We start from the raw sequence: 19,288 nt of genomic DNA, 5'->3' as shown, positions 1-19,288 counted from the left end.
CGTGTGCAGCTGACGAATACTAATCGATCGAGGACTTAACCAAAATGAATTTGAATGGTTTTCAATGACCCGTTTATCCAGTTTTGAGTGAACAAAAATGTTTTTTTAAAAAAATAAAAAACACTTGTAAATCTCGTCAGACTTGTTATAATAAATCTTGTCTGAAAAAAGAATACCCAGTCCAGTGATAATGGCAAAGAGGTCACACCCGTTCCCATACCGAACACGGAAGTTAAGCTCTTTAGCGCCGATGGTAGTTGGGGGTTTCCCCCTGTGAGAGTAGGACGTCGCTGGGCGATTTATTTCGGAGGATTAGCTCAGCTGGGAGAGCATCTGCCTTACAAGCAGAGGGTCGGCGGTTCGAGCCCGTCATCCTCCACCATTATTCTTTTTAACACCGTGCCGGTGTAGCTCAGTTGGTAGAGCAACTGACTTGTAATCAGTAGGTCGAGGGTTCGACTCCTTTCGCCGGCACCATTGTTAGAGCCATTAGCTCAGTTGGTAGAGCATCTGACTTTTAATCAGAGGGTCGTAGGTTCGAATCCTACATGGCTCACCATTTTCATACTAAGTTGCGGGTGTGGCGGAACTGGCAGACGCACTAGACTTAGGATCTAGCGCCGCAAGGCGTGGGGGTTCGACTCCCTTCACCCGCACCATTTTTTACAATGTTATACAAGCGGAAGTAGTTCAGTGGTAGAACACCACCTTGCCAAGGTGGGGGTCGCGAGTTCGAACCTCGTCTTCCGCTCCATAACTTCTTTAATGCCGGGGTGGCGGAACTGGCAGACGCACAGGACTTAAAATCCTGCGGTAGGTGACTACCGTACCGGTTCGATTCCGGTCCTCGGCACCATCTTTTCATAAAACATCATATTTAGCGCCCGTAGCTCAATTGGATAGAGTACTTGACTACGAATCAAGCGGTTAGAGGTTCGAGTCCTCTCGGGCGCGCCATAATTTTTGACTCGGGAAGTAGCTCAGCTTGGTAGAGCACTTGGTTTGGGACCAAGGGGTCGCAGGTTCGAATCCTGTCTTCCCGACCAGTTTATTTCATCCCTTTTATGGGGCCTTAGCTCAGCTGGGAGAGCGCCTGCCTTGCACGCAGGAGGTCAGCGGTTCGATCCCGCTAGGCTCCACCAACATTTTATAAAGATCCTGGCGGCATAGCTCAGCTGGCTAGAGCGTACGGTTCATACCCGTGAGGTCGGGGGTTCGATCCCCTCTGCCGCCATTTTTTAGGACCTTTAGCTCAGTTGGTTAGAGCAGACGGCTCATAACCGTCCGGTCGCAGGTTCGAGTCCTGCAAGGTCCACCACTTATATATCGCGGAGGTATACCCAAGTTTGGCTGAAGGGATCGGTCTTGAAAACCGACAGGGGAGTCAAATCCCGCGGGGGTTCGAATCCCTCTACCTCCTCCATTTTTACTAAGTGTGTGGTGTAAGACTATCAAATATAAACATACATATTAACTCGCTAAATGCAGGTGTTCATAACACAATAAGTGTTGAAGCAATTATGTTTATAACAATAATATTATCGCGGGGTGGAGCAGCACGGTAGCTCGTTGGGCTCATAACCCAAAGGTCGCAGGTTCAAATCCTGCCCCCGCAACCAAATGGTCCCGTGGTGTAGCGGTTAACATGCCTGCCTGTCACGCAGGAGATCGCGGGTTCGATTCCCGTCGGGACCGCCATTTTTTCTAAAGTATTAAAAATTGGAATAAGCAAAGAGATTCACAGCTTAGTACAATTTAATTGTGGCTCAGTAGCTCAGTCGGTAGAGCAAAGGACTGAAAATCCTTGTGTCGGCGGTTCGATTCCGTCCTGAGCCACCATATTTGCGGGTGTAGTTTAGTGGTAAAACCTCAGCCTTCCAAGCTGATGATGAGAGTTCGATTCTCTTCACCCGCTCCATTTTTTATGTGGGCCTATAGCTCAGCTGGTTAGAGCGCACGCCTGATAAGCGTGAGGTCGATGGTTCGAGTCCATTTAGGCCCACCATTCCGAAGTAGCTCAGTGGTAGAGCAATCGACTGTTAATCGATTGGTCGTAGGTTCGAGTCCTACCTTCGGAGCCATTATTTCTGGGGAAGTACTCAAGTGGCTGAAGAGGCGCCCCTGCTAAGGGTGTAGGTCGGGCAACCGGCGCGAGGGTTCAAATCCCTCCTTCTCCGCCAGATATAAGGCCCCTTGGTCAAGCGGTTAAGACACCGCCCTTTCACGGCGGTAACACGGGTTCGAATCCCGTAGGGGTCATTTAAAAAGATGCGCTATCTTCGGGATAGCGTGTTTTTTTATGGAGAAATGTCGAATTATAGGATATTATGTCTACCCATAATTGATATATGATAATCTAATCCTGCAGCTATTAAGCTGTAGGCTTTCTTGCTGTTATTTGATATGTGGAAGCTCAGTCTGACTTTTTGGCACTCACGTCTGAAAAATGGGAGAGGACGTCTGAGAAATGAAGCATCACGTCTGAAAAAACGTGGTTGACGTCTGAAAATCCTACATTCTCAAAACAGGTGAGTCATTCTTTATACCGAGCGAAGAGAACAGCTCCATTCATTAGAAGTTGTAGAAATATACAAAATGACCCTAATACTGTCGTTTAATGGGTGTTTCTGTGAAAGTAAAGATCCATATGCTTTCGATCGAACACTGCGAGCCAATTGAAACCTTCTCTATATTGAAAATACATAAAAAAACCGCATTGCCTTTGTCCAGGCACATGCGGTTTGTTCAATTTCTATAAGATATATCCAATCAGCAAACCGATTCCGAGAAGGAAACCGAAGATCGTATTCGTGAGTGCGGTATCTTTCATGGCAGGACCCACTCTGAGCGGATCTTCATGAGCTTTAAATGTCTGAATGGCAAGTATCGGTTTTTTTATGCTCAAAATAACAAGTAGTGCCCATGGAGTGATTTCTCCTGCGACAACCAGTGCAAGGATCCATAAATATGAAGCGATGAACAATCCGAGCAATACATTGATGGCGCGTTTACGTCCAATCAGTAAAGCCATTGTTTTACGTCCGCCTGCTTTATCTTCCACTAAATCCCGTATATTATTTGAAAGCATAATTGCAGCGACTAGTAACATACTTGGAATAGACAATATCAGAGCAATGGATGTAATTTCTCCTGTTTGGATATAGAATGCGATTAAAACAATCAGCATTCCCATAAATACACCTGAAAATAATTCCCCAAAAGGCGTATATGCAATAGGGTAAGGACCGCCTGTGTAGAAATAGCCAATCGCCATTGATACGGCTCCTACAATTGCTAATAGCCAAGTGGTTTCGATGCATATGTATATCCCTAGAATAATTGAGATTGCATAGAGCAATAAAGCGAGCTGCATAACTGTTTTTGGTTGAACTCCATTTCTAACGATGGCACCACCAATCCCAACAGACTTCTCATTATCCAATCCTCTTGCAAAGTCATAATACTCATTGAACATATTTGTAGCTGCTTGGATCAGCATGCTTGCAAACAGCATAGCAAAGAATAATGGCCAGTGTATATCTGTATAGGAAATGGCAATCATTGTACCTAAAAATACAGGAACAAATGATGCAGTTAACGTGTGAGGCCGTGTTAATTGCCACCAAATACGCCAGCCACTATCAGCTTTTAAATCGTGTGACATAAAGTTTCCGCTCCTTCTTCTTTTTTTACCTCTCTCATTGTACTTCATCCACCTAATTCTGTGTAGATTGTTTGCTTTACGAGTGCTGAATCGTCTATAAAGAGGTATGATAGAAGGTAGGATATTAAAGGGTCCTCATATATTTATGAAGTCCTAATTACGGAGGGAAACTGGATGAAACGAAAGTCATTGACATCCACAGGATATGTAGTCGAAGATCAGTCTTCGGCCGTACATTTTTATACAGAAACGATTGAAGTGAATGGATTATCCTCTGTTGCTTTCTTTGAAGCAGGAGAGTCATATAAAGGTCAAAGATTTTACTGGCAGAACCGAGAAAAAACATTTACATTGGTCGGACTTGGACATGCTCATGTCATCACAAGTACCGCAGAAGAAAATCGCTTCGCTGAAGTGGATCAACAATGGAATGAACTGTGCTCTAAAATCGTGAATGAAGAACATGATTTACAACCGATATTGTTTGGCGGGTTTTCTTTTGACCCAGCCAACAAATTATCTTCCGAGTGGGATATGTTCCCTTCGGCGTACTTTGCTGTGCCTTCTTTTCAACTCGTCATACGTGACGACAGAGTATTCATCAGTATCCATTTAATAACGAGTGATAAAGATTCACAAATTCAATTTGATCGCTTACGTGGAGAACGGGATGACCTGATCCATGCAGCGCAGGTCAAGGAATTAAAACCTTATGCAAAACCGCTATTAACTCAAATGGATGAACGCTACAAGGAATTATATTTGGATGCAGTTTCACATGTGACGAAATTAATTCATGCTGGTGAGGCTCAAAAGGTTGTCATTGCCCGTTCATTGGAATTGACTTTTGCAGAAGAAGTGAGTTCACCATCTGCCATGTATCATACGTCTAAAGAGCAACCAGAAAGTTTTCTGTTTGGGCTAGAGCTTGCAGATAATTTGTTTTTTGGAGCAACGCCTGAACGCTTGGTGAAAGTAGAAAATCGTCGCGCACTGTCCACTTGTTTAGCGGGTTCTGTTAAGAGGGGACAAACTGCAATCGAAGATCAGCAATTAGGCAACGACCTATTGCAGGATTCAAAAAACAGAGAAGAACATCAATATGTGGTAGATATGATTACGGAAGTATTTAATCAATATTGTGACGAAGTCAGAGTTCCAAAATACCCTAAACTGATGAAAATCAGAGACATTCAGCATTTATATACACCAGTGGAAGGGAAGTTGCAAAAAGGTTATGGACTGTTGCAACTGGTAAAAGATTTACACCCAACACCGGCTTTAGGTGGAGAACCCCGAGGAGACGCCATGGCTATAATTAGAATGGTTGAGCAAATGAATCGTGGATACTATGCCGCACCTGTGGGTTGGATTGATGCTGAAGGAAACGGTGAATTCGCTGTTGCCATCCGCTCCGCGTTATTGAACAAAACGAATGCTTATTTATATGCTGGTGGAGGAATTGTTGCGGATTCGGATCCTACTTCTGAATATGCGGAGACATTAGTGAAATTTAGACCGATGTTACGCACTCTTGGAGGTAAATTAAATGGATAACCGTACAAATTTAACTGAATATGTACACGCTATCGTCCAAACTTTTCTTCGAGCAGGCGTTCAGGATATCGTAATCAGTCCAGGTTCTCGTTCCACGCCTCTTGCATATGCCTTTAGTCAAACAAAAGAATTCAACACATATATGCAAATTGACGAACGATCTGCTGGTTTTTTTGCTTTAGGAATGGCCAAAGCTAAACGAAGTCCAGTGCTTTTACTGTGTACGTCTGGAACGGCAGCTGCTAACTATTTTCCTTCTATTGTGGAAGCAAACTATGCAAGGATTCCTTTAATTGTTTTAACAGCAGATCGTCCACACGAACTTAGGGAAGTGGGAGCACCTCAAGCCATCGACCAAGTTCAACTATACGGAAAACACGTTAAATGGAGTGTAGACTTTCCGTTAGCAGACGAACATCAAGAGACGATTCCATTTATTGTTCGTCATACTGCGAGAGCCATTACACATGCTAAGGCAGCACCAATGGGACCAGTTCATATCAACATCCCTTTCCGAGAACCTTTGTTGCTTGATTTTGACTTCCAGCCTGAGCCTTCCTCATTTATAGAATCGACGTCAGGGACGATTGTTGCGTCACAGCCTACAATCGACTTTGTTGAACAATCGATTGCTTCCGCTAAAAGGGGACTTCTCATCGTTGGGGAACTATCTGCAGATACGGCCAAAAGAGAGTTTTGGGCTTTTGCAAAATCCATCCAGTGGCCAGTATTGGCAGATTCACTTTCTCAACTTCGGACAAGTGTCCCGGAAGATTGCTTACACTTACTTATTGATCAATACGATGCACTACTGAAAAGTGAAAACTTTAAACAGTCCGTTATTCCCGATGTAGTGATTCGTTTTGGTGCTCAACCGGTTTCTAAGCCGCTCTCACTATTTCTAAAAGATGTTCAGCCTGAAATTTATGTTGCGGTCGATGAAGATCCAATGTTCAGGGACTCGTTGGGGGTGGTGACGCACCATGTTCATTCTGTGGCGCAAGTGTTCTGGAAAGAGTTGAGCAACGTTCATGAAAACGAAGCTCTTATCAACTGGACAAAGGCAAATAAAATTGCAACAACACATGTCGAGAAATATATTCAAGAGCAAAACGACGAAGGCGCACTAGCCGGAGTGCTATTTCATTATTTGTCCGATGGGAGTGACCTCATTTCTGGTAGCAGTATGCCAATTCGGGATGTCGATACTTTCTTCAATCAAACAACTAAAGACATTGCAATTTATGCTAACCGCGGAACAAATGGAATTGATGGTGTTGTTTCAACTGCACTTGGCATTCAGCAGGCGAGAAAACGACCTGCCACTTTATTAATCGGGGACATCTCGTTCCTTCACGACAGCAATGGTTTATTGGTTTCACGTTTCCATGAGACGGACCTCACCATTGTCGTGATGAATAATGATGGAGGAGGCATTTTCTCTTATTTGCCTCAATCAAGTGAAGAGATTTATTTTGAAAAACTGTTCGGTACACCAACCGGCTTGTCTTTCGATTCAATAGCGACCATGTACGAAGCAGAATACTTTGCAGTTGAGTCAAAAGATGAGTTCATAAATGCTTTAACGACAGCAAAACAAAAAGATTTGCGAATCATTGAAGTGAAGACGAATCGCCAACAGAACGTTTTGGCACATCGACAATTATGGAACGGGATTACTGAGGAGTTGGACCTGAAATGGAACAACTAGTTGCATCAGTCCGAGGTGTGAATGTCAGTTATTCAATTAAAAATAAAAACGCTTTGGAAACCATTCTCTTTTTGCATGGATTTACTGGCAGCACGAAAACATGGCATCCAATTATTGAACAATTACCTGAAACTGTCCGTTGTATTACGGTTGATTTATTAGGTCACGGAAACACCGAATCACCTAAAGATTACAAACGATATGAAATGAGCGAACAACTAAAGGATCTACATGTGCTTATCCAAACTCTTAACATAACAAGTTTTTCACTCGTGGGCTATTCAATGGGGGGGCGAGTTGCACTTGCTTATGCACTTAGTTATCCTGAATATGTTCGGAAGTTAGTATTGGAAAGTGCGTCGCCAGGTTTGGATATAGAAGCCGACCGACTTTCCCGAATAGCTGCAGATAATCAATTAGCTATGAAGCTGGAAAGTGAAGGTCTTTCATCCTTCATCGATTTTTGGCAGGACATTCCGTTATTTCAATCTCAAAAAAAATTGGATGAGATCAAGCTTCAATCCATTAGGGAAGATCGCATGCAACAAACTGCTTCAGGTCTCTGGAATAGTTTGAAAGGAATGGGTACCGGTCGTCAACCTTCTTACTGGTTTCGATTGAATGAGTTGAAAATCCCTGTCACAATAATCACGGGTGAACTTGATGAAAAATTCACGATTATTGGAAAGCAAATGACAAAACAGATTCAAAACAGCCAGCATCTAGAAGTTTCAGAAGCGGGTCATGCAATTCATGTGGAAAATCCCGTTCAGTTTGCTACAATAATAATGGAGCAAGTATTAGAAAGATCTTGAGGAGGAAGAGTATGACACGTCAATGGGTATCAGAACGTACATATGAAGATATTAAGTATGAAACTTTTAACGGGATTGCGAAAATCACAATTAACCGTCCGGAAGTAAGAAATGCTTTCCGACCTAAAACCGTTAAAGAATTATTGGATGCATTTACTTATGCGCGCGATGATTCAAAAGTCGGCGTTATCGTATTAACAGGTGAAGGCGAAAAAGCTTTCTGTTCAGGTGGTGACCAATCAGTCCGTGGACATGGTGGGTATGTTGGAGAAGATGAAATCCCACGTTTGAACGTTCTGGATTTACAGCGTTTGATTCGCGTTATTCCTAAGCCTGTTGTTGCAATGGTAGCAGGTTATGCAATCGGTGGCGGACACGTTCTTCATGTAGTTTGTGATTTAACAATCGCTGCAGACAACGCAATATTTGGACAAACTGGACCGAAAGTCGGCTCGTTTGACGCAGGTTACGGTTCTGGTTATTTAGCTCGTATTATCGGACATAAAAAAGCGCGTGAAATTTGGTACTTATGTCGTCAATATGACGCACAAGCAGCATTAGATATGGGCTTGGTCAATACAGTAGTTCCTTACGCACAATTGGAAGATGAAACGGTTCAATGGTGTGAAGAAATGCTTTCTATGTCACCTACAGCTCTTCGTTTCCTGAAAGCGGCAATGAACGCAGATACGGATGGTTTGGCAGGGCTGCAACAAATGGCTGGAGATGCAACACTTCTTTACTACACAACTGATGAAGCAAAAGAAGGCCGCGATGCCTTTAAGGAAAAACGTAAACCTGATTTCGGTCAATTCCCTCGTTTCCCTTGATATGACAATTTTCAAGCTGTCCTTTATGAGGACAGCTTTTTCTAAAGGTGGCAAAATTTTATGTATCCTAACTGGTTAGCACAGCGTGTCAAAATGACGCCCAATCGCAAAGCATTAACATATGGACATCAATCATGGACTTTCCAACAGCTCTTTGATGAAGCCTTAGAAGTAGCGGGTTCATTGAAAGCTTTTGGCGTCAAGAATGGAGATCGCATCGCCATATTATCACCCTCACAACCAGCGTTGATTGTGACTATTCATGCTTGTTGGCAATTAGGTTGTGAAGTGGTGTTATTAAATGAAAGACTCTCTGATGGAGAGCTTTCCTATCAAATTGACGATGCTCAACCGTCTTTATTGTTAGTGGATGGTGGTTATGAAGAAAGAGTGGCTATCCATTCCCCAATTACCATGGATGTACTAACTGAGAAAACTTCCGTCAAGTTCGAAATAGAAGACGAATGGCCGCTTGAACGCACCATGTCCATAATGTATACATCCGGAACAACGGGTAATCCAAAAGGTGTTCGTCAAACGGTTCAAAACCACACAACCAATGCGACTGCCTCCGCCTTCAATATGGGGGTTCAACCAGATGATGTGTGGTTGTGCACCATGCCTGTATTTCACATTAGTGGATTATCTATTTTCATTCGCTCGGTCTTATATGGAATGGAAGTGAGGCTGTATTCGAAATTTGAGATAAGCCACGTGGTGGACGACTTAGTAAGCGGAGAGGTCACTCGTATGTCTGTTGTCTCAGTTATGTTAGAACGGATTTTACGCGAATTAGAAGAGCGAAACGTTAATGTATCGTCTCGTTTGCTGACGATGCTTGTTGGCGGTGGTCCTGTTCCGAGTACCTATTTAGTGAGAGCAATTGCTCGTGGTATTCCCATTCTGCAAACCTACGGGATGACCGAAACATCTTCACAAACGGCGACACTTGCTCCTGAAGATGCGGTAAGAAAGCTTGGGTCTTCTGGGAAGCCATTGTATTTAAGTTTTATTGAAATCGATCAAGCGACAAATCCTTTTGAAGAAGGCGAGATTTGCATCCGTGGTGGCCATGTAACCCCGGGCTATATCGGTAGAAATGCTTCCACAGCATCTCAGGAAAACGGATGGCTCCGTACGGGCGATATCGGATATTTTGATGATGAAGGATATTTATATGTCGTCGATCGTCGCTCTGATTTAATTATTTCAGGTGGTGAAAACATTTATCCGGCAGAAGTGGAAAATGCTATTCTTCAACATCCCATGATACGTGAAGCGGGTGTTTGTGGAATGAGTGACGAGAAGTGGGGACAAGTACCGGTAGCATTTATTGTCGGTGATGAGGCACTCTCATTGGAATCATTACAAGCGTTTTTGCAGGATAAATTGGCACCTTATAAAATGCCGAAAGTATTGCACCATGTACAGGTTATGCCGAGAAATGCATCGAATAAATTACTGAGAAGAGAGCTGAGAGCGTGGTTAACATCCAAATCAAAAGAGTGACGTTATATCACGTAAAAGTGCCTCTAAAACATTCATTTATTACTCACTTGCAGGAAGTGGAAGAAAGGGAGAGTGTCCTTCTTGAAGTGACGGATGCTGACGGCACAATTGGTGTTGGGGAATGTGTAGCATTTGCTTCTCCCTGGTACACCGAAGAAACGGTGGACACGGCATGGAACACACTAGAAAAATGGATAATTCCAGCCATGTTGAATCAATCCTTCTCGCACCCAGATCAACTCGAATTAGCACTAAAGGCTATCAAAGGCAACCATATGGCAAAAGCGGCTGTAAATCATGCATTATGGGATCTATATGCTAAGAAATTAAATAAACCTCTTTGGCAAGTCATCGGTGGAGTAAAAGAAACAATCGAAGCCGGTGTTGTCGTAGCTGCTGCTACTGATTGTGTAATGAAGAAAGAAATCGATGCCGCTGTAGAAAAAGGATATAAACGAATTAAAATCAAAATATCTCAAAACACCAATCCGCAAGACATGAAGTCCTTAATCGAAAAATACCCACAAACGTTATTTTTCGCCGATGCGAATGGTGCATTTACTGAAAGTACCATTGATTACTTACGCGCTTTCGACGATTGTGGTTTTGCTCTAATTGAACAACCTTTTTCGGAACAGCTTAATCGGGTTTCTGCAGAAGCTCAAAAAACAATGAAAACGCCATTTGCCTTGGATGAAAGCATTGCCAGTTATGAAGATGCGTTAGATATGATTGAACGTAAGTCAGGCAAAATACTTGTGATGAAGCAAGGCAGAGTTGGTGGACTATCAGCAGCTCTCCGAATTCATCATCAATGCATGCAAGCAGATGTGCCAATTTGGGTAGGAGGAATGATTGAATTCGGCGTATCAAAAGCATTCAATTTGGCTTTTGCTTCTTTGCCAGGTGTTACATTCCCTGGGGATTTCAGTTCATCGACACACTTTTGGAAAGATGACTTGGCGACTCCTCTCATCGATGTATGTGAAGGTAAAATTGAACTCTCGAGCTCACCCGGCGTAGGGGTTGAATGGAATCAATCGATTATTCAGCAGTTCGAGGTACGAAACAAGCTGTTTAAATAAGTAAAACCACGGAATGAAAAACATTCCGTGGTTTTTATTTTACTTCGCAGAGGCCAATGCTTTCTTTAATGTCTCTAAATTCTGTTCCATTAAGGTAAAGTATGTCTCTTTATTATCGATATCTTCATTCGTTAATACGCCTAAATTATGCAACGTCATTGCATCAGCTCCAACTTCATTCTGTATCACTTTTGTTAAATTGGATGAGACATTCTGTTCAAATAAAATTGTAGTGATGTTTTTTTCTTTAGCTAATTTAACAATTTCAGTGAGCTCTTGTTGTGACGGCTCGTCCTGCGAATTCAAGCCTGCAACTGCAACTTGCTCAAGTCCGTATGTTCCACCCAAGTAGCCAAACGCTGCATGAGAAACAAAGAACGTTTTGTTAGTTGAAGCATCTGCCATTTCTTTGAAATCTTTATCAAGCTGTTCAAGTTCGAGTATTAAAGCTTCATAGTTTTTTGTATAAGTGGCTTCATTCTCCGGGTCTTTTTCAATCAGAGAGTTTTTAATAGAAGAGGCAAGCTTCATACTAATCTGTGGTGAAATCCAAAGGTGGGGATCGGTTTTACCATGATCATGACTTTCGTGCCCGTCACCTTCATTTGCATGGCCTTCTTCATGCTCTTCATCGTGCCCGTCATTCTCATGTCCTTTACTCATAGCCAATTCTTCGTCTGTCACTTCATCGGCAGTTGCGACCATTGTCACTTCTTCATTTGCTAATGTCTTTCTCGCATTGTCGACAAACCCTTCAAGACCAAGACCTACATAAAAAAATAATTCTGCATTTGCTAAGTCCATCATATCTTTTTGCGTTGGATCAAATGTATGCTCGTTCGATCCTGCTGGATAAACGGATTCAACATGAACGTTATTTCCTCCGATGCGTTGGGTAAAATAAGTGAGTGGATAAACGGTCGTGTAAACAGTTAATGCATCGGGATTTTTAGATTCCCCGGTCGTTGGTGTGTTTTTTCCACATGCGACAGTAGATAAAACCAATAACGTGATAAAACTATATAATAGGTACTTTTTCATGTGTATCTCCTTTTTAAATAGTAACGATTACGATTTGTATATAGAACTTTCTTATCATACAAGAAACATCTATAAAAGACAAGGAAAAAGGACACAAAAAAAATGACTCATTTAAAAGTCATTTCTTTGAAGGCCATTCTTCTGGAACAGGGTCATATCCACCTTCGTGAAAAGGATGGCAGCGAAGGATTCTGCTAATAGCCAAGTAGATACCTTTAAAGGCACCATGCTTTTCAACTGCTTCAACTCCGTAGTGGGAGCATGTTGGATAAAATCGGCAGCTCGGTGGGGTCAAAGGGGAAATGAATTTCTGATAAAAACGGAAAATACCAATCACCAGGAATTTCATTTGGAGTCTCGATCCTCGTTTGATTGAGTGGGAATTGGATCGATTTTATGTTCAATTGTATACGCTTTTTTTGTAGCAAGAAGGAACATCATTGTGATGCCGATGACCATTACTACTGAGATGATGACCATAAATAATAACATTTTTTTCACTCCACTTCGTTCTGTATGTTTATTGTAGTGAACTTAGTGGTAAATTGAAAGTAATCGGGGCTATAAATCAACTTAGGAGTGTGAAATTTTTATGTCAGCAGCATTAAACAAAGAACTTAATAAACAAGTAGCAACTTGGTCAGTCATGTATGCGAAGTTACATAATTTCCATTGGTATGTAAAAGGACCTCAATTCTTTACTTTACATGCAAAGTTTGAAGAACTGTATAATGAAGCTACTCTACATATGGATGAGATTGCAGAGCGTTTATTAACATTAGGTGGTCAACCTGTTGCGACGTTGAAGGAGCATCTGGAACTATCTGATGTGACGGAAGCGACAGGAAAAGAAAGTGATAAACAAATGGTTGAGACTGTCGTAAAAGATTTCGATAAAATTATGAAATCGCTGAAAAAAGGGATGGACGAAGCTGCAAAAGATGAAGATGATATGACAGAAGATCTTTTAAATGCAGTGTACCAGTCAATTGAGAAACACCAATGGATGTTGAACGCATTCTTAGGTGATACAAACAAATAAGCAGAACAGCAAATTCCCTTTAGGGAATTTGCTTTTTTCAATTCTCCCCGGACTTTATGCATGAATTGATTGGATAATGCCATGCTAGGAAAAAGGGGTTGAATCAAATGACAAAAGTATATGTATCGGTTACTCATCATAGGTACTATTTTCATCCAGAAGACTCACCTTGGGAATATGAAATTGAAGCAGAGCCAGAAGTCTTAAATGTACTCGATCAATTATTTGATCAAAAAGAATCGTTTGAATGGAAAGGGTTTTGGCGAGCTCAAACTCCATACGTTCCTTATCATTTAGACCCGGAAAACGATGGGGTGGATTTAAGGTTGAAAAAGCTATATGCCGTGATACATGAGTACGGAAACGAAGAAGCAAAACAACAGATTGAAACCATGCCATATTATAGTTGAATGCTGTGCATGCCTTCGCTACACTATTTGAAAGGAGTGTAGTAGGCATGTTTTCTTTTGTAGATCAGAATGAGTTAAAAGTTACCTTATCATTTGAACAAAATTCCTTCTCAATTCCTACCACACATGTACTCGTGTTAGCGAATAAACAAAACCAGTGGTTGCTCACAAAACATCGCGAAAGAGGGATTGAATTTCCGGGTGGTAAAGTTGAGCCAAACGAGACGTTAGAACAAGCAGCGAAACGGGAAGTATTTGAAGAAACTGGCGCAAGCATCTCGAATTTAAAATGGTTTGCCGAATACATGGTGCATGAGGGCAAACCTTTTTGCAAGGCCGTTTTTCGTGCAAAAGTTGATTCGATTAATAATACTTTTGAACGCTTTGAAACCGACGGACCTGTATGGATGACATTACAGGAATTTTTCAAAGCAACTAATCTTAGTTTTCATATGACCGATGACGGAATGAGAAAAATGCTGGAACAGGTGATGTTAGATGAAAGTAGACGGAACGATTGAACATATTCTTCCATATCCAAGTCCAAATCCACATGTTAAATTAACTGAAATTGTTTATTGGTCTTGTGGATTCAGGATCAAAGGATTACTCGCGGAGCCTCGAAAACAGGGCAATTATGATGGGATTCTCTATTTGCGCGGAGGTATACAAAACATTGGTATGGTTCGAGCCGCTAGAATTGCTCAGTTTGCCACACAAGGATTCGTCGTATTTGCTCCATACTATCGTGGGAACAGAGGCGGAGAGGGGAAAGATGAATTTGCTGGGGAAGATCGTTTTGATGCAACAAATGGAGTAGATGTATTAAAACAGTTTATTTCAGTGAATCGTATTCATTTGTTTGCTTTTTCCCGTGGAGGAATTATGGCATTGTGGACGGCTATTTTGCGATCAGATATTACTTCAGTGGTCACTTGGTCAGGTGTATCTGATATTTTCCTCACCTATGAGGAGCGGGAGGATATGCGCAGAATGATGAAACGTGTAATTGGCGGTACTCCAACGAAGGTGCCAGATGCATATGAAGAACGTCAACCACTCAAACATATCAATGCGATTGACGCTTCTATCTTAATTATCCATGGAAGAAAAGACGGGAACGTCGGATTTGAACATGCCTTACGACTTGAAAAAGCGCTTATTCAAGAAAACAAAAAATTCGAAACATGGTATTTTAAAGATTACACACATTATTTCCCCTCTAAAATCAATAGACAGACAGTGAGAGATTTAACTGAATGGATGAAACGACAAGGAGTTTACTAGATGAAACATATTCGCATTTATTTAAAGACTACCAGTACTGCAACAAAAACTTCGATTCCTAATGACACGTCATATTGGGATAAGTTGTGGGATACATATACGAGTGACTATGCCTCTGTGGAAATACTTTGCTGGCAGACAGAAGTGCAGCATATTGAGGAATTGGCCAAAATCTCCGCACTTTCAGCAGATCAAGGTCTTGTTAAATCCTTTACCATTACTTTGAACGAAGAAAATTGTAACTATTTACGTAATCATTCGATAGATGCAGATGGTGGTTTAAAATGGTTTACTTTATTCTTTTATAAAGAAGATATTCAAATGCTTGAGATTGCACAATATGGTTCAGAGATTGTGTTGTATGGAGTAAATGAAAAAGAAGCAGAAAAATTTGAAGTACTATTCCCTGAAATTGAACACGCGGAATATTTCAAAGAACACCTCATGTAAAAAGAGGAGGGAGAGGCATGGGGAATTTATATATTAAGTACGAAACCATATTGCAATCCAATGAAACATATTGGTTTTCATTAATGACGGAGTTATTGCCAGTGTTTACAGAAGTAGAAGTGCATTGCCATGAAGATGAAAAAGAAGAGATTCACAAGATTAAACCATATGCCCATACCATTCGATTTGAAAGCGGTTTTGTTATCTTTACAATGCCTTTGAATCAGAGGTTAAAAGATTTATTGTTGTACGCAGTTAGTGAAGGAAATAGAGTCATTCCTTGGTTTAAATTAGCTTTCAAGAGAAATGGTTCACTTATTTGCAAAGTTAAACAACACGGTACTGAATTGTTTTTCTACCAAATTAGTATTGAGGATGCAAAGGAAATAGAATCCTATTTTCCTGAAAACACTGCTATCGAATTTATGGAGTAAAAAAATGGCCTGCACACGAAGTGCAAGCCATTTTTTTATTCTAGATGATTGGACCGCCTTTAGAGATAATGTCTTCAGATACAGATCCGAACTTATTGAAGTTTGCACGGAATTGATTTGCCAATTCCTGAGCTTTTTTATCGTAGGCTGCTGTATCCGTCCATGCATCGCGTGGGTTTAATACGTCAGCTGGTACTCCTGGAACTTCTTTAGGAATCGCTAGACCGAATACTGAACCTTTGTCTGTTTCAACGTTGTCCAATTTACCTTCCAACGCTGCACGAACCATCGCACGTGTATAAGAAAGTTTCATACGGCTGCCTACTCCATATTCGCCGCCCGTCCATCCTGTGTTAACTAGGAAGACTTGAGCATCATGTTCGTCAATTTTATTACCCAACATTTCTGCATAAACAGTTGCAGGAAGGGGAAGGAATGGAGAACCGAAACAAGTAGAGAATGTTGCTTGTGGAGATGTAATTCCACGCTCTGTACCAGCTAATTTTGATGTAAATCCACTTAGGAAGTGATACATTGCTTGTTCTTTCGTCAACTTACTGATTGGAGGTAAAACGCCAAACGCATCAGCAGTCAAGAAAATGATGGTTTTCGGATGACCGGCAACAGAAGGATCAACAATGTTATCAATCGCTTGTAATGGGTAAGCCGCACGCGTGTTTTCAGTCAACGAAATATTTTCATAGTCCGGCATACGTGTTTCAGGGTCTAATACTACGTTTTCCAATACCGATCCAAAACGAATTGCATCGAAAATTTGTGGTTCATTTTCACGAGTCAAGTTGATTGCTTTCGCATAACAGCCGCCTTCAATATTGAAAACTCCATTATCTGACCATCCATGCTCATCATCACCGATTAATTTGCGATCTGCATCAGCAGATAATGTTGTCTTACCAGTTCCTGATAATCCGAAGAATAAAGCAACATCGCCTTTTTCACCAACGTTTGCAGAACAGTGCATAGGCAGAATGCCTTGCTCAGGTAGTAAGTAGTTCATGATAGAGAAAATTGATTTCTTCATTTCACCTGCATACTCTGTACCACCAATTAAAATGATACGTTCTTCCATTGAAACAATAATAAACGTTTCAGAACCAGTACCATCGATTGCAGGATCCGCTTTAAATGTCGGAGCGTATACAATCGTGAATTGAGCTTCATGCGTAGCCAACTCTTCTTGTGTTGGACGAATGAATAATTGGTGTGCAAAAAGGTTATGCCAAGCATATTCATTAATCACTTGCAAGGAAAGACGAGATTCTTTGTCTGCACCTGCAAAGCCATTGAAGACGAATAACTCTTCTTTTGTTTTTAAATAATTAACGACTTTCTTATATAAAGATGAGAAAATTTCAGATGATATTGGTTGGTTTACAGCGCCCCAATCAATCTTGTCCTTCGAGATATCTTCCACAACAACATATTTGTCTTTAGGAGAACGTCCTGTATATTTTCCTGTCTCTACTTTTACAGCTCCAGTTGATGTTAAGACAGCTTCTCCACGTAATGTTGCTTTCTCCACAAGTTGTGGGACTGAAAGTTGCACATGCACGTTTTGGCCATTTAACAAGTCGTTCAGCTCGTTCATCGTGTTCACTGAATTCATGTATATGTACCTTCCTTTGTCGTATATTACCCTTATAACGGGTTTATGCTTTATTCGAAAATTAGTATAACACATTACGTTTATTAATCTACACTAATAGCCTAATAAATTTTTTCTGATTTTCAAACATTTATATAGAATGAAAAAAATATTTGACAACCCATCATTAGTTTATTATGATGTAAAACTGAACGGATACTCTTATCCCGAGCTGGTGGAGGGGTCAGGCCCTATGAAACCCGGCAACCTGCAGTTATGAACCAAGTAGTAATTGGCAAAGGTGCTGAACCTGAAGCAAGGTGTATTCCTTGGATGATAAGAGTGAAAGGTGCCCATTAACGAATACCTTTCCTCATGTTTTTACGTGAGAGAGGGTTTTTTTTATGACATCTCCCTTTATCCTCGTGTGCAGAAGCCCGAAAAGGCGGAAGGTTTTATTCGAATGAATAAGCTGGACATGGGAAATGAGTACCGTTTGAATTTTCCGAGAGCAATCTCGAAGGATATAGGAGGAATTTTTAATGACAACTCGTCGTCTATTTACATCAGAATCAGTAACAGAAGGGCATCCGGACAAAATTTGCGATCAAATTTCAGACGCAATTTTAGATGCTATTTTAACAGAAGATCCAAATGCACGTGTTGCTTGTGAAACAACTGTAACTACAGGTTTAGTACTTGTTGCCGGTGAAATCACAACTTCAGCATATGTGGATATTCAAAAAGTGGTACGTGAAACAGTTCGAGAAATTGGCTACACACGTGCAAAATATGGTTTTGACTCAGAGACTTCTGCAGTATTGACTGCAATCGATGAGCAATCTGCTGACATCGCTATGGGTGTTGACAGAGCACTTGAAGCGCGTGAAGGTTCGATGACAGATTCAGACATCGAAGCAATCGGTGCAGGTGACCAAGGTTTAATGTTCGGTTTTGCTTGTAATGAAACACCGGAATTAATGCCACTTCCTATTAGTATGGCTCATAAGTTAGCTCGTCGTTTAGCACTAGTACGTAAAGAGGAAATTCTTCCATACCTACGTCCAGACGGCAAAACACAAGTAACTGTTGAATATGATGAAAACAATAAACCTTTGCGTATTGACACAATTGTTATTTCTACTCAACATCACCCAGAAGTAACACTTGAGCAAATTCAACGCAACTTGAAAGAACATGTCATCAATCCTGTAGTTCCTGCAGAATTAATCGACGAAAACACAAAATACTTCATTAACCCAACTGGCCGCTTCGTAATTGGTGGACCTCAAGGGGATGCTGGTTTAACAGGACGCAAAATTATCGTTGATACGTACGGTGGATATGCTCGTCACGGTGGCGGCGCATTCTCTGGTAAAGATGCAACGAAAGTTGACCGTTCAGCAGCATATGCAGCTCGCTATGTAGCTAAAAACATTGTTGCAGCAGGACTTGCTGACCGTTGTGAAGTTCAACTTGCTTATGCAATCGGTGTTGCACAACCCGTATCAATTGCAATCGATACATTTGGTACAGGTATTGTTGAAGAATCGAAACTTGTTGAAATTGTTCGCGAGTCATTCGACCTTCGTCCAGCTGGAATCATCAAGATGTTAGATCTACGTCGTCCAATTTACAAGCAAACTGCTGCTTATGGACACTTCGGTCGCACAGACTTGGATGTTCCATGGGAGAAAACAGACAGAGCGGCTACTTTGAAAGAAAAAGCAGGCGTTTAATACTAGGAAAAGCCATTCGAGGGAATTCCCTTGAATGGCTTTTTTAATGGTGGTTATTGGTTGAAAGGGAATAAATCAGTCGCGAATGGGAATAAATCGGTATGAGAG

The 19,288-nt window shown here is 41.3% G+C and carries 18 protein-coding genes, 20 tRNA genes, 1 rRNA gene and 1 riboswitch; of the genes, 34 read left to right on the top strand and 5 right to left on the bottom strand.

The window, feature by feature from the left end; translation table 11 throughout:
* Positions 1–180: 180 nt before the first annotated feature.
* From rrf to ACQKEV_RS11400, 21 genes are all read left to right on the top strand, one after another.
* Positions 181–296: ribosomal RNA gene (rrf, locus tag ACQKEV_RS11500) — 5S ribosomal RNA — on the top strand.
* A gap of 10 nt (positions 297–306) precedes the next feature.
* Positions 307–382 (top strand) — tRNA-Val (locus ACQKEV_RS11495).
* A gap of 19 nt (positions 383–401) precedes the next feature.
* Positions 402–477, top strand: a tRNA-Thr gene (locus ACQKEV_RS11490).
* Between the two features lie 6 nt (positions 478–483).
* Positions 484–559: transfer RNA gene (locus ACQKEV_RS11485), tRNA-Lys, on the top strand.
* 15 nt (positions 560–574) lie between these two features.
* Positions 575–659, top strand: a tRNA-Leu gene (locus ACQKEV_RS11480).
* 20 nt (positions 660–679) lie between these two features.
* Positions 680–754: transfer RNA gene (locus ACQKEV_RS11475), tRNA-Gly, on the top strand.
* A 13-nt stretch (positions 755–767) separates the two neighbouring features.
* Positions 768–856 (top strand) — tRNA-Leu (locus tag ACQKEV_RS11470).
* A 24-nt stretch (positions 857–880) separates the two neighbouring features.
* A tRNA-Arg gene (locus ACQKEV_RS11465) sits at positions 881–957 on the top strand.
* Between the two features lie 12 nt (positions 958–969).
* Positions 970–1,046, top strand: a tRNA-Pro gene (locus ACQKEV_RS11460).
* A 20-nt stretch (positions 1,047–1,066) separates the two neighbouring features.
* A tRNA-Ala gene (locus ACQKEV_RS11455) sits at positions 1,067–1,142 on the top strand.
* Positions 1,143–1,160: 18 nt separating this feature from the next.
* Positions 1,161–1,234 (top strand) — tRNA-Met (locus ACQKEV_RS11450).
* Between the two features lie 7 nt (positions 1,235–1,241).
* Positions 1,242–1,318 (top strand) — tRNA-Ile (locus ACQKEV_RS11445).
* 12 nt (positions 1,319–1,330) lie between these two features.
* Positions 1,331–1,423 (top strand) — tRNA-Ser (locus tag ACQKEV_RS11440).
* A 119-nt stretch (positions 1,424–1,542) separates the two neighbouring features.
* A tRNA-Met gene (locus tag ACQKEV_RS11435) sits at positions 1,543–1,619 on the top strand.
* Positions 1,620–1,622: 3 nt separating this feature from the next.
* Positions 1,623–1,698 (top strand) — tRNA-Asp (locus ACQKEV_RS11430).
* A gap of 65 nt (positions 1,699–1,763) precedes the next feature.
* Positions 1,764–1,839, top strand: a tRNA-Phe gene (locus ACQKEV_RS11425).
* 5 nt (positions 1,840–1,844) lie between these two features.
* Positions 1,845–1,918 (top strand) — tRNA-Gly (locus tag ACQKEV_RS11420).
* Positions 1,919–1,928: 10 nt separating this feature from the next.
* Positions 1,929–2,005, top strand: a tRNA-Ile gene (locus tag ACQKEV_RS11415).
* A gap of 1 nt (position 2,006) precedes the next feature.
* Positions 2,007–2,081, top strand: a tRNA-Asn gene (locus tag ACQKEV_RS11410).
* An 8-nt stretch (positions 2,082–2,089) separates the two neighbouring features.
* Positions 2,090–2,180: transfer RNA gene (locus ACQKEV_RS11405), tRNA-Ser, on the top strand.
* A 7-nt stretch (positions 2,181–2,187) separates the two neighbouring features.
* Positions 2,188–2,259 (top strand) — tRNA-Glu (locus ACQKEV_RS11400).
* A gap of 493 nt (positions 2,260–2,752) precedes the next feature.
* Here ACQKEV_RS11400 and ACQKEV_RS11395 read toward each other — a convergent pair.
* Positions 2,753–3,664, bottom strand: a complete 912-nt coding sequence (locus ACQKEV_RS11395; RefSeq protein ID WP_427444866.1) for a 1,4-dihydroxy-2-naphthoate polyprenyltransferase — start codon at positions 3,662–3,664, stop codon at positions 2,753–2,755.
* Positions 3,665–3,838: 174 nt separating this feature from the next.
* Here ACQKEV_RS11395 and ACQKEV_RS11390 point away from each other — a divergent pair, with 174 nt between their 5' ends.
* The 6 genes from ACQKEV_RS11390 to menC are packed head-to-tail and all read left to right on the top strand — an operon-like array spanning position 3,839 to position 11,171.
* Positions 3,839–5,221 (top strand): isochorismate synthase, encoded by a 1,383-nt coding sequence (locus tag ACQKEV_RS11390; RefSeq protein WP_427444869.1) that lies wholly within the window; start codon positions 3,839–3,841, stop codon positions 5,219–5,221.
* Positions 5,214–6,932: a 2-succinyl-5-enolpyruvyl-6-hydroxy-3-cyclohexene-1-carboxylic-acid synthase gene (gene menD / locus ACQKEV_RS11385; RefSeq protein WP_427444872.1), complete on the top strand. Its 1,719-nt coding sequence runs from the start codon at positions 5,214–5,216 to the stop codon at positions 6,930–6,932. The genes ACQKEV_RS11390 and menD overlap by 8 nt, the downstream gene beginning before the upstream one ends.
* Positions 6,920–7,747 carry a 2-succinyl-6-hydroxy-2,4-cyclohexadiene-1-carboxylate synthase gene (gene menH / locus ACQKEV_RS11380; protein ID WP_427444874.1) on the top strand — a complete coding sequence of 276 codons (828 nt, stop codon included), beginning with the start codon at positions 6,920–6,922 and terminating at the stop codon, positions 7,745–7,747. The genes menD and menH overlap by 13 nt, the downstream gene beginning before the upstream one ends.
* Before the next feature lie 11 nt (positions 7,748–7,758).
* Positions 7,759–8,577 (top strand): 1,4-dihydroxy-2-naphthoyl-CoA synthase, encoded by an 819-nt coding sequence (gene menB, locus ACQKEV_RS11375; RefSeq protein ID WP_427444876.1) that lies wholly within the window; start codon positions 7,759–7,761, stop codon positions 8,575–8,577.
* A gap of 60 nt (positions 8,578–8,637) precedes the next feature.
* A complete protein-coding gene (locus ACQKEV_RS11370; RefSeq protein WP_427444878.1) occupies positions 8,638–10,086 on the top strand; it encodes an o-succinylbenzoate--CoA ligase in 1,449 nt (482 codons plus the stop codon).
* Positions 10,059–11,171 (top strand): o-succinylbenzoate synthase, encoded by a 1,113-nt coding sequence (gene menC, locus ACQKEV_RS11365; RefSeq protein WP_427444881.1) that lies wholly within the window; start codon positions 10,059–10,061, stop codon positions 11,169–11,171. The genes ACQKEV_RS11370 and menC overlap by 28 nt, the downstream gene beginning before the upstream one ends.
* A gap of 39 nt (positions 11,172–11,210) precedes the next feature.
* Here menC and ACQKEV_RS11360 read toward each other — a convergent pair whose 3' ends face one another.
* From ACQKEV_RS11360 to ytzI, 3 genes are all read right to left on the bottom strand, one after another.
* Positions 11,211–12,212 carry a metal ABC transporter solute-binding protein, Zn/Mn family gene (locus tag ACQKEV_RS11360; protein WP_427444884.1) on the bottom strand — a complete coding sequence of 334 codons (1,002 nt, stop codon included), beginning with the start codon at positions 12,210–12,212 and terminating at the stop codon, positions 11,211–11,213.
* 118 nt (positions 12,213–12,330) lie between these two features.
* Complete coding sequence (yidD, locus tag ACQKEV_RS11355; RefSeq protein ID WP_427444887.1) at positions 12,331–12,561, bottom strand: membrane protein insertion efficiency factor YidD; 231 nt, start codon at positions 12,559–12,561, stop codon at positions 12,331–12,333.
* Positions 12,558–12,704: a YtzI protein gene (gene ytzI, locus ACQKEV_RS11350; RefSeq protein ID WP_427444888.1), complete on the bottom strand. Its 147-nt coding sequence runs from the start codon at positions 12,702–12,704 to the stop codon at positions 12,558–12,560. Before ytzI ends, yidD begins: the two co-directional genes overlap by 4 nt.
* Before the next feature lie 100 nt (positions 12,705–12,804).
* Here ytzI and ACQKEV_RS11345 point away from each other — a divergent pair, with 100 nt between their 5' ends.
* The 6 genes from ACQKEV_RS11345 to ACQKEV_RS11320 all read left to right on the top strand — a co-directional run bounded on the left by ACQKEV_RS11345 (position 12,805) and on the right by ACQKEV_RS11320 (position 15,835).
* A complete protein-coding gene (locus ACQKEV_RS11345) occupies positions 12,805–13,254 on the top strand; it encodes a Dps family protein (protein WP_427444890.1) in 450 nt (149 codons plus the stop codon).
* 107 nt (positions 13,255–13,361) lie between these two features.
* Complete coding sequence (locus ACQKEV_RS11340; protein WP_427444893.1) at positions 13,362–13,664, top strand: transposase; 303 nt, start codon at positions 13,362–13,364, stop codon at positions 13,662–13,664.
* A 47-nt stretch (positions 13,665–13,711) separates the two neighbouring features.
* Positions 13,712–14,185 carry an NUDIX domain-containing protein gene (locus tag ACQKEV_RS11335; protein WP_427444896.1) on the top strand — a complete coding sequence of 158 codons (474 nt, stop codon included), beginning with the start codon at positions 13,712–13,714 and terminating at the stop codon, positions 14,183–14,185.
* Entirely contained in the window at positions 14,163–14,951 is a 789-nt protein-coding gene (locus ACQKEV_RS11330) for an alpha/beta hydrolase family protein (protein ID WP_427444898.1), read from the top strand. The genes ACQKEV_RS11335 and ACQKEV_RS11330 overlap by 23 nt, the downstream gene beginning before the upstream one ends.
* Positions 14,952–15,401 (top strand): hypothetical protein, encoded by a 450-nt coding sequence (locus ACQKEV_RS11325; RefSeq protein WP_427444901.1) that lies wholly within the window; start codon positions 14,952–14,954, stop codon positions 15,399–15,401.
* Positions 15,402–15,418: 17 nt separating this feature from the next.
* The gene (locus tag ACQKEV_RS11320) at positions 15,419–15,835 is read left to right on the top strand and encodes a hypothetical protein (RefSeq protein WP_427444903.1); all 417 of its coding nucleotides are present in this window, start codon (positions 15,419–15,421) and stop codon (positions 15,833–15,835) included.
* 40 nt (positions 15,836–15,875) lie between these two features.
* Here the strand turns inward: ACQKEV_RS11320 and pckA are convergent, their stop codons facing one another.
* Positions 15,876–17,462, bottom strand: a complete 1,587-nt coding sequence (gene pckA, locus ACQKEV_RS11315) for a phosphoenolpyruvate carboxykinase (ATP) (RefSeq protein ID WP_427444906.1) — start codon at positions 17,460–17,462, stop codon at positions 15,876–15,878.
* A 198-nt stretch (positions 17,463–17,660) separates the two neighbouring features.
* A riboswitch (SAM riboswitch) is annotated at positions 17,661–17,784 on the top strand.
* Positions 17,785–17,983: 199 nt separating this feature from the next.
* Between pckA and metK the strand changes: the two genes are divergently transcribed.
* Positions 17,984–19,180 (top strand): methionine adenosyltransferase, encoded by a 1,197-nt coding sequence (metK, locus tag ACQKEV_RS11310; protein WP_427444908.1) that lies wholly within the window; start codon positions 17,984–17,986, stop codon positions 19,178–19,180.
* The last annotated feature ends 108 nt before the right edge of the window (positions 19,181–19,288 follow it).

It is taken from the genome of Paenisporosarcina sp. NPDC076907, assembly GCF_050269735.1.
Lineage (GTDB): Bacteria > Bacillota > Bacilli > Bacillales_A > Planococcaceae > Paenisporosarcina.
The sequence above is the reverse complement of the archived record's forward strand: the minus strand, read 5'-3'. Positions and strand labels throughout refer to the sequence as shown.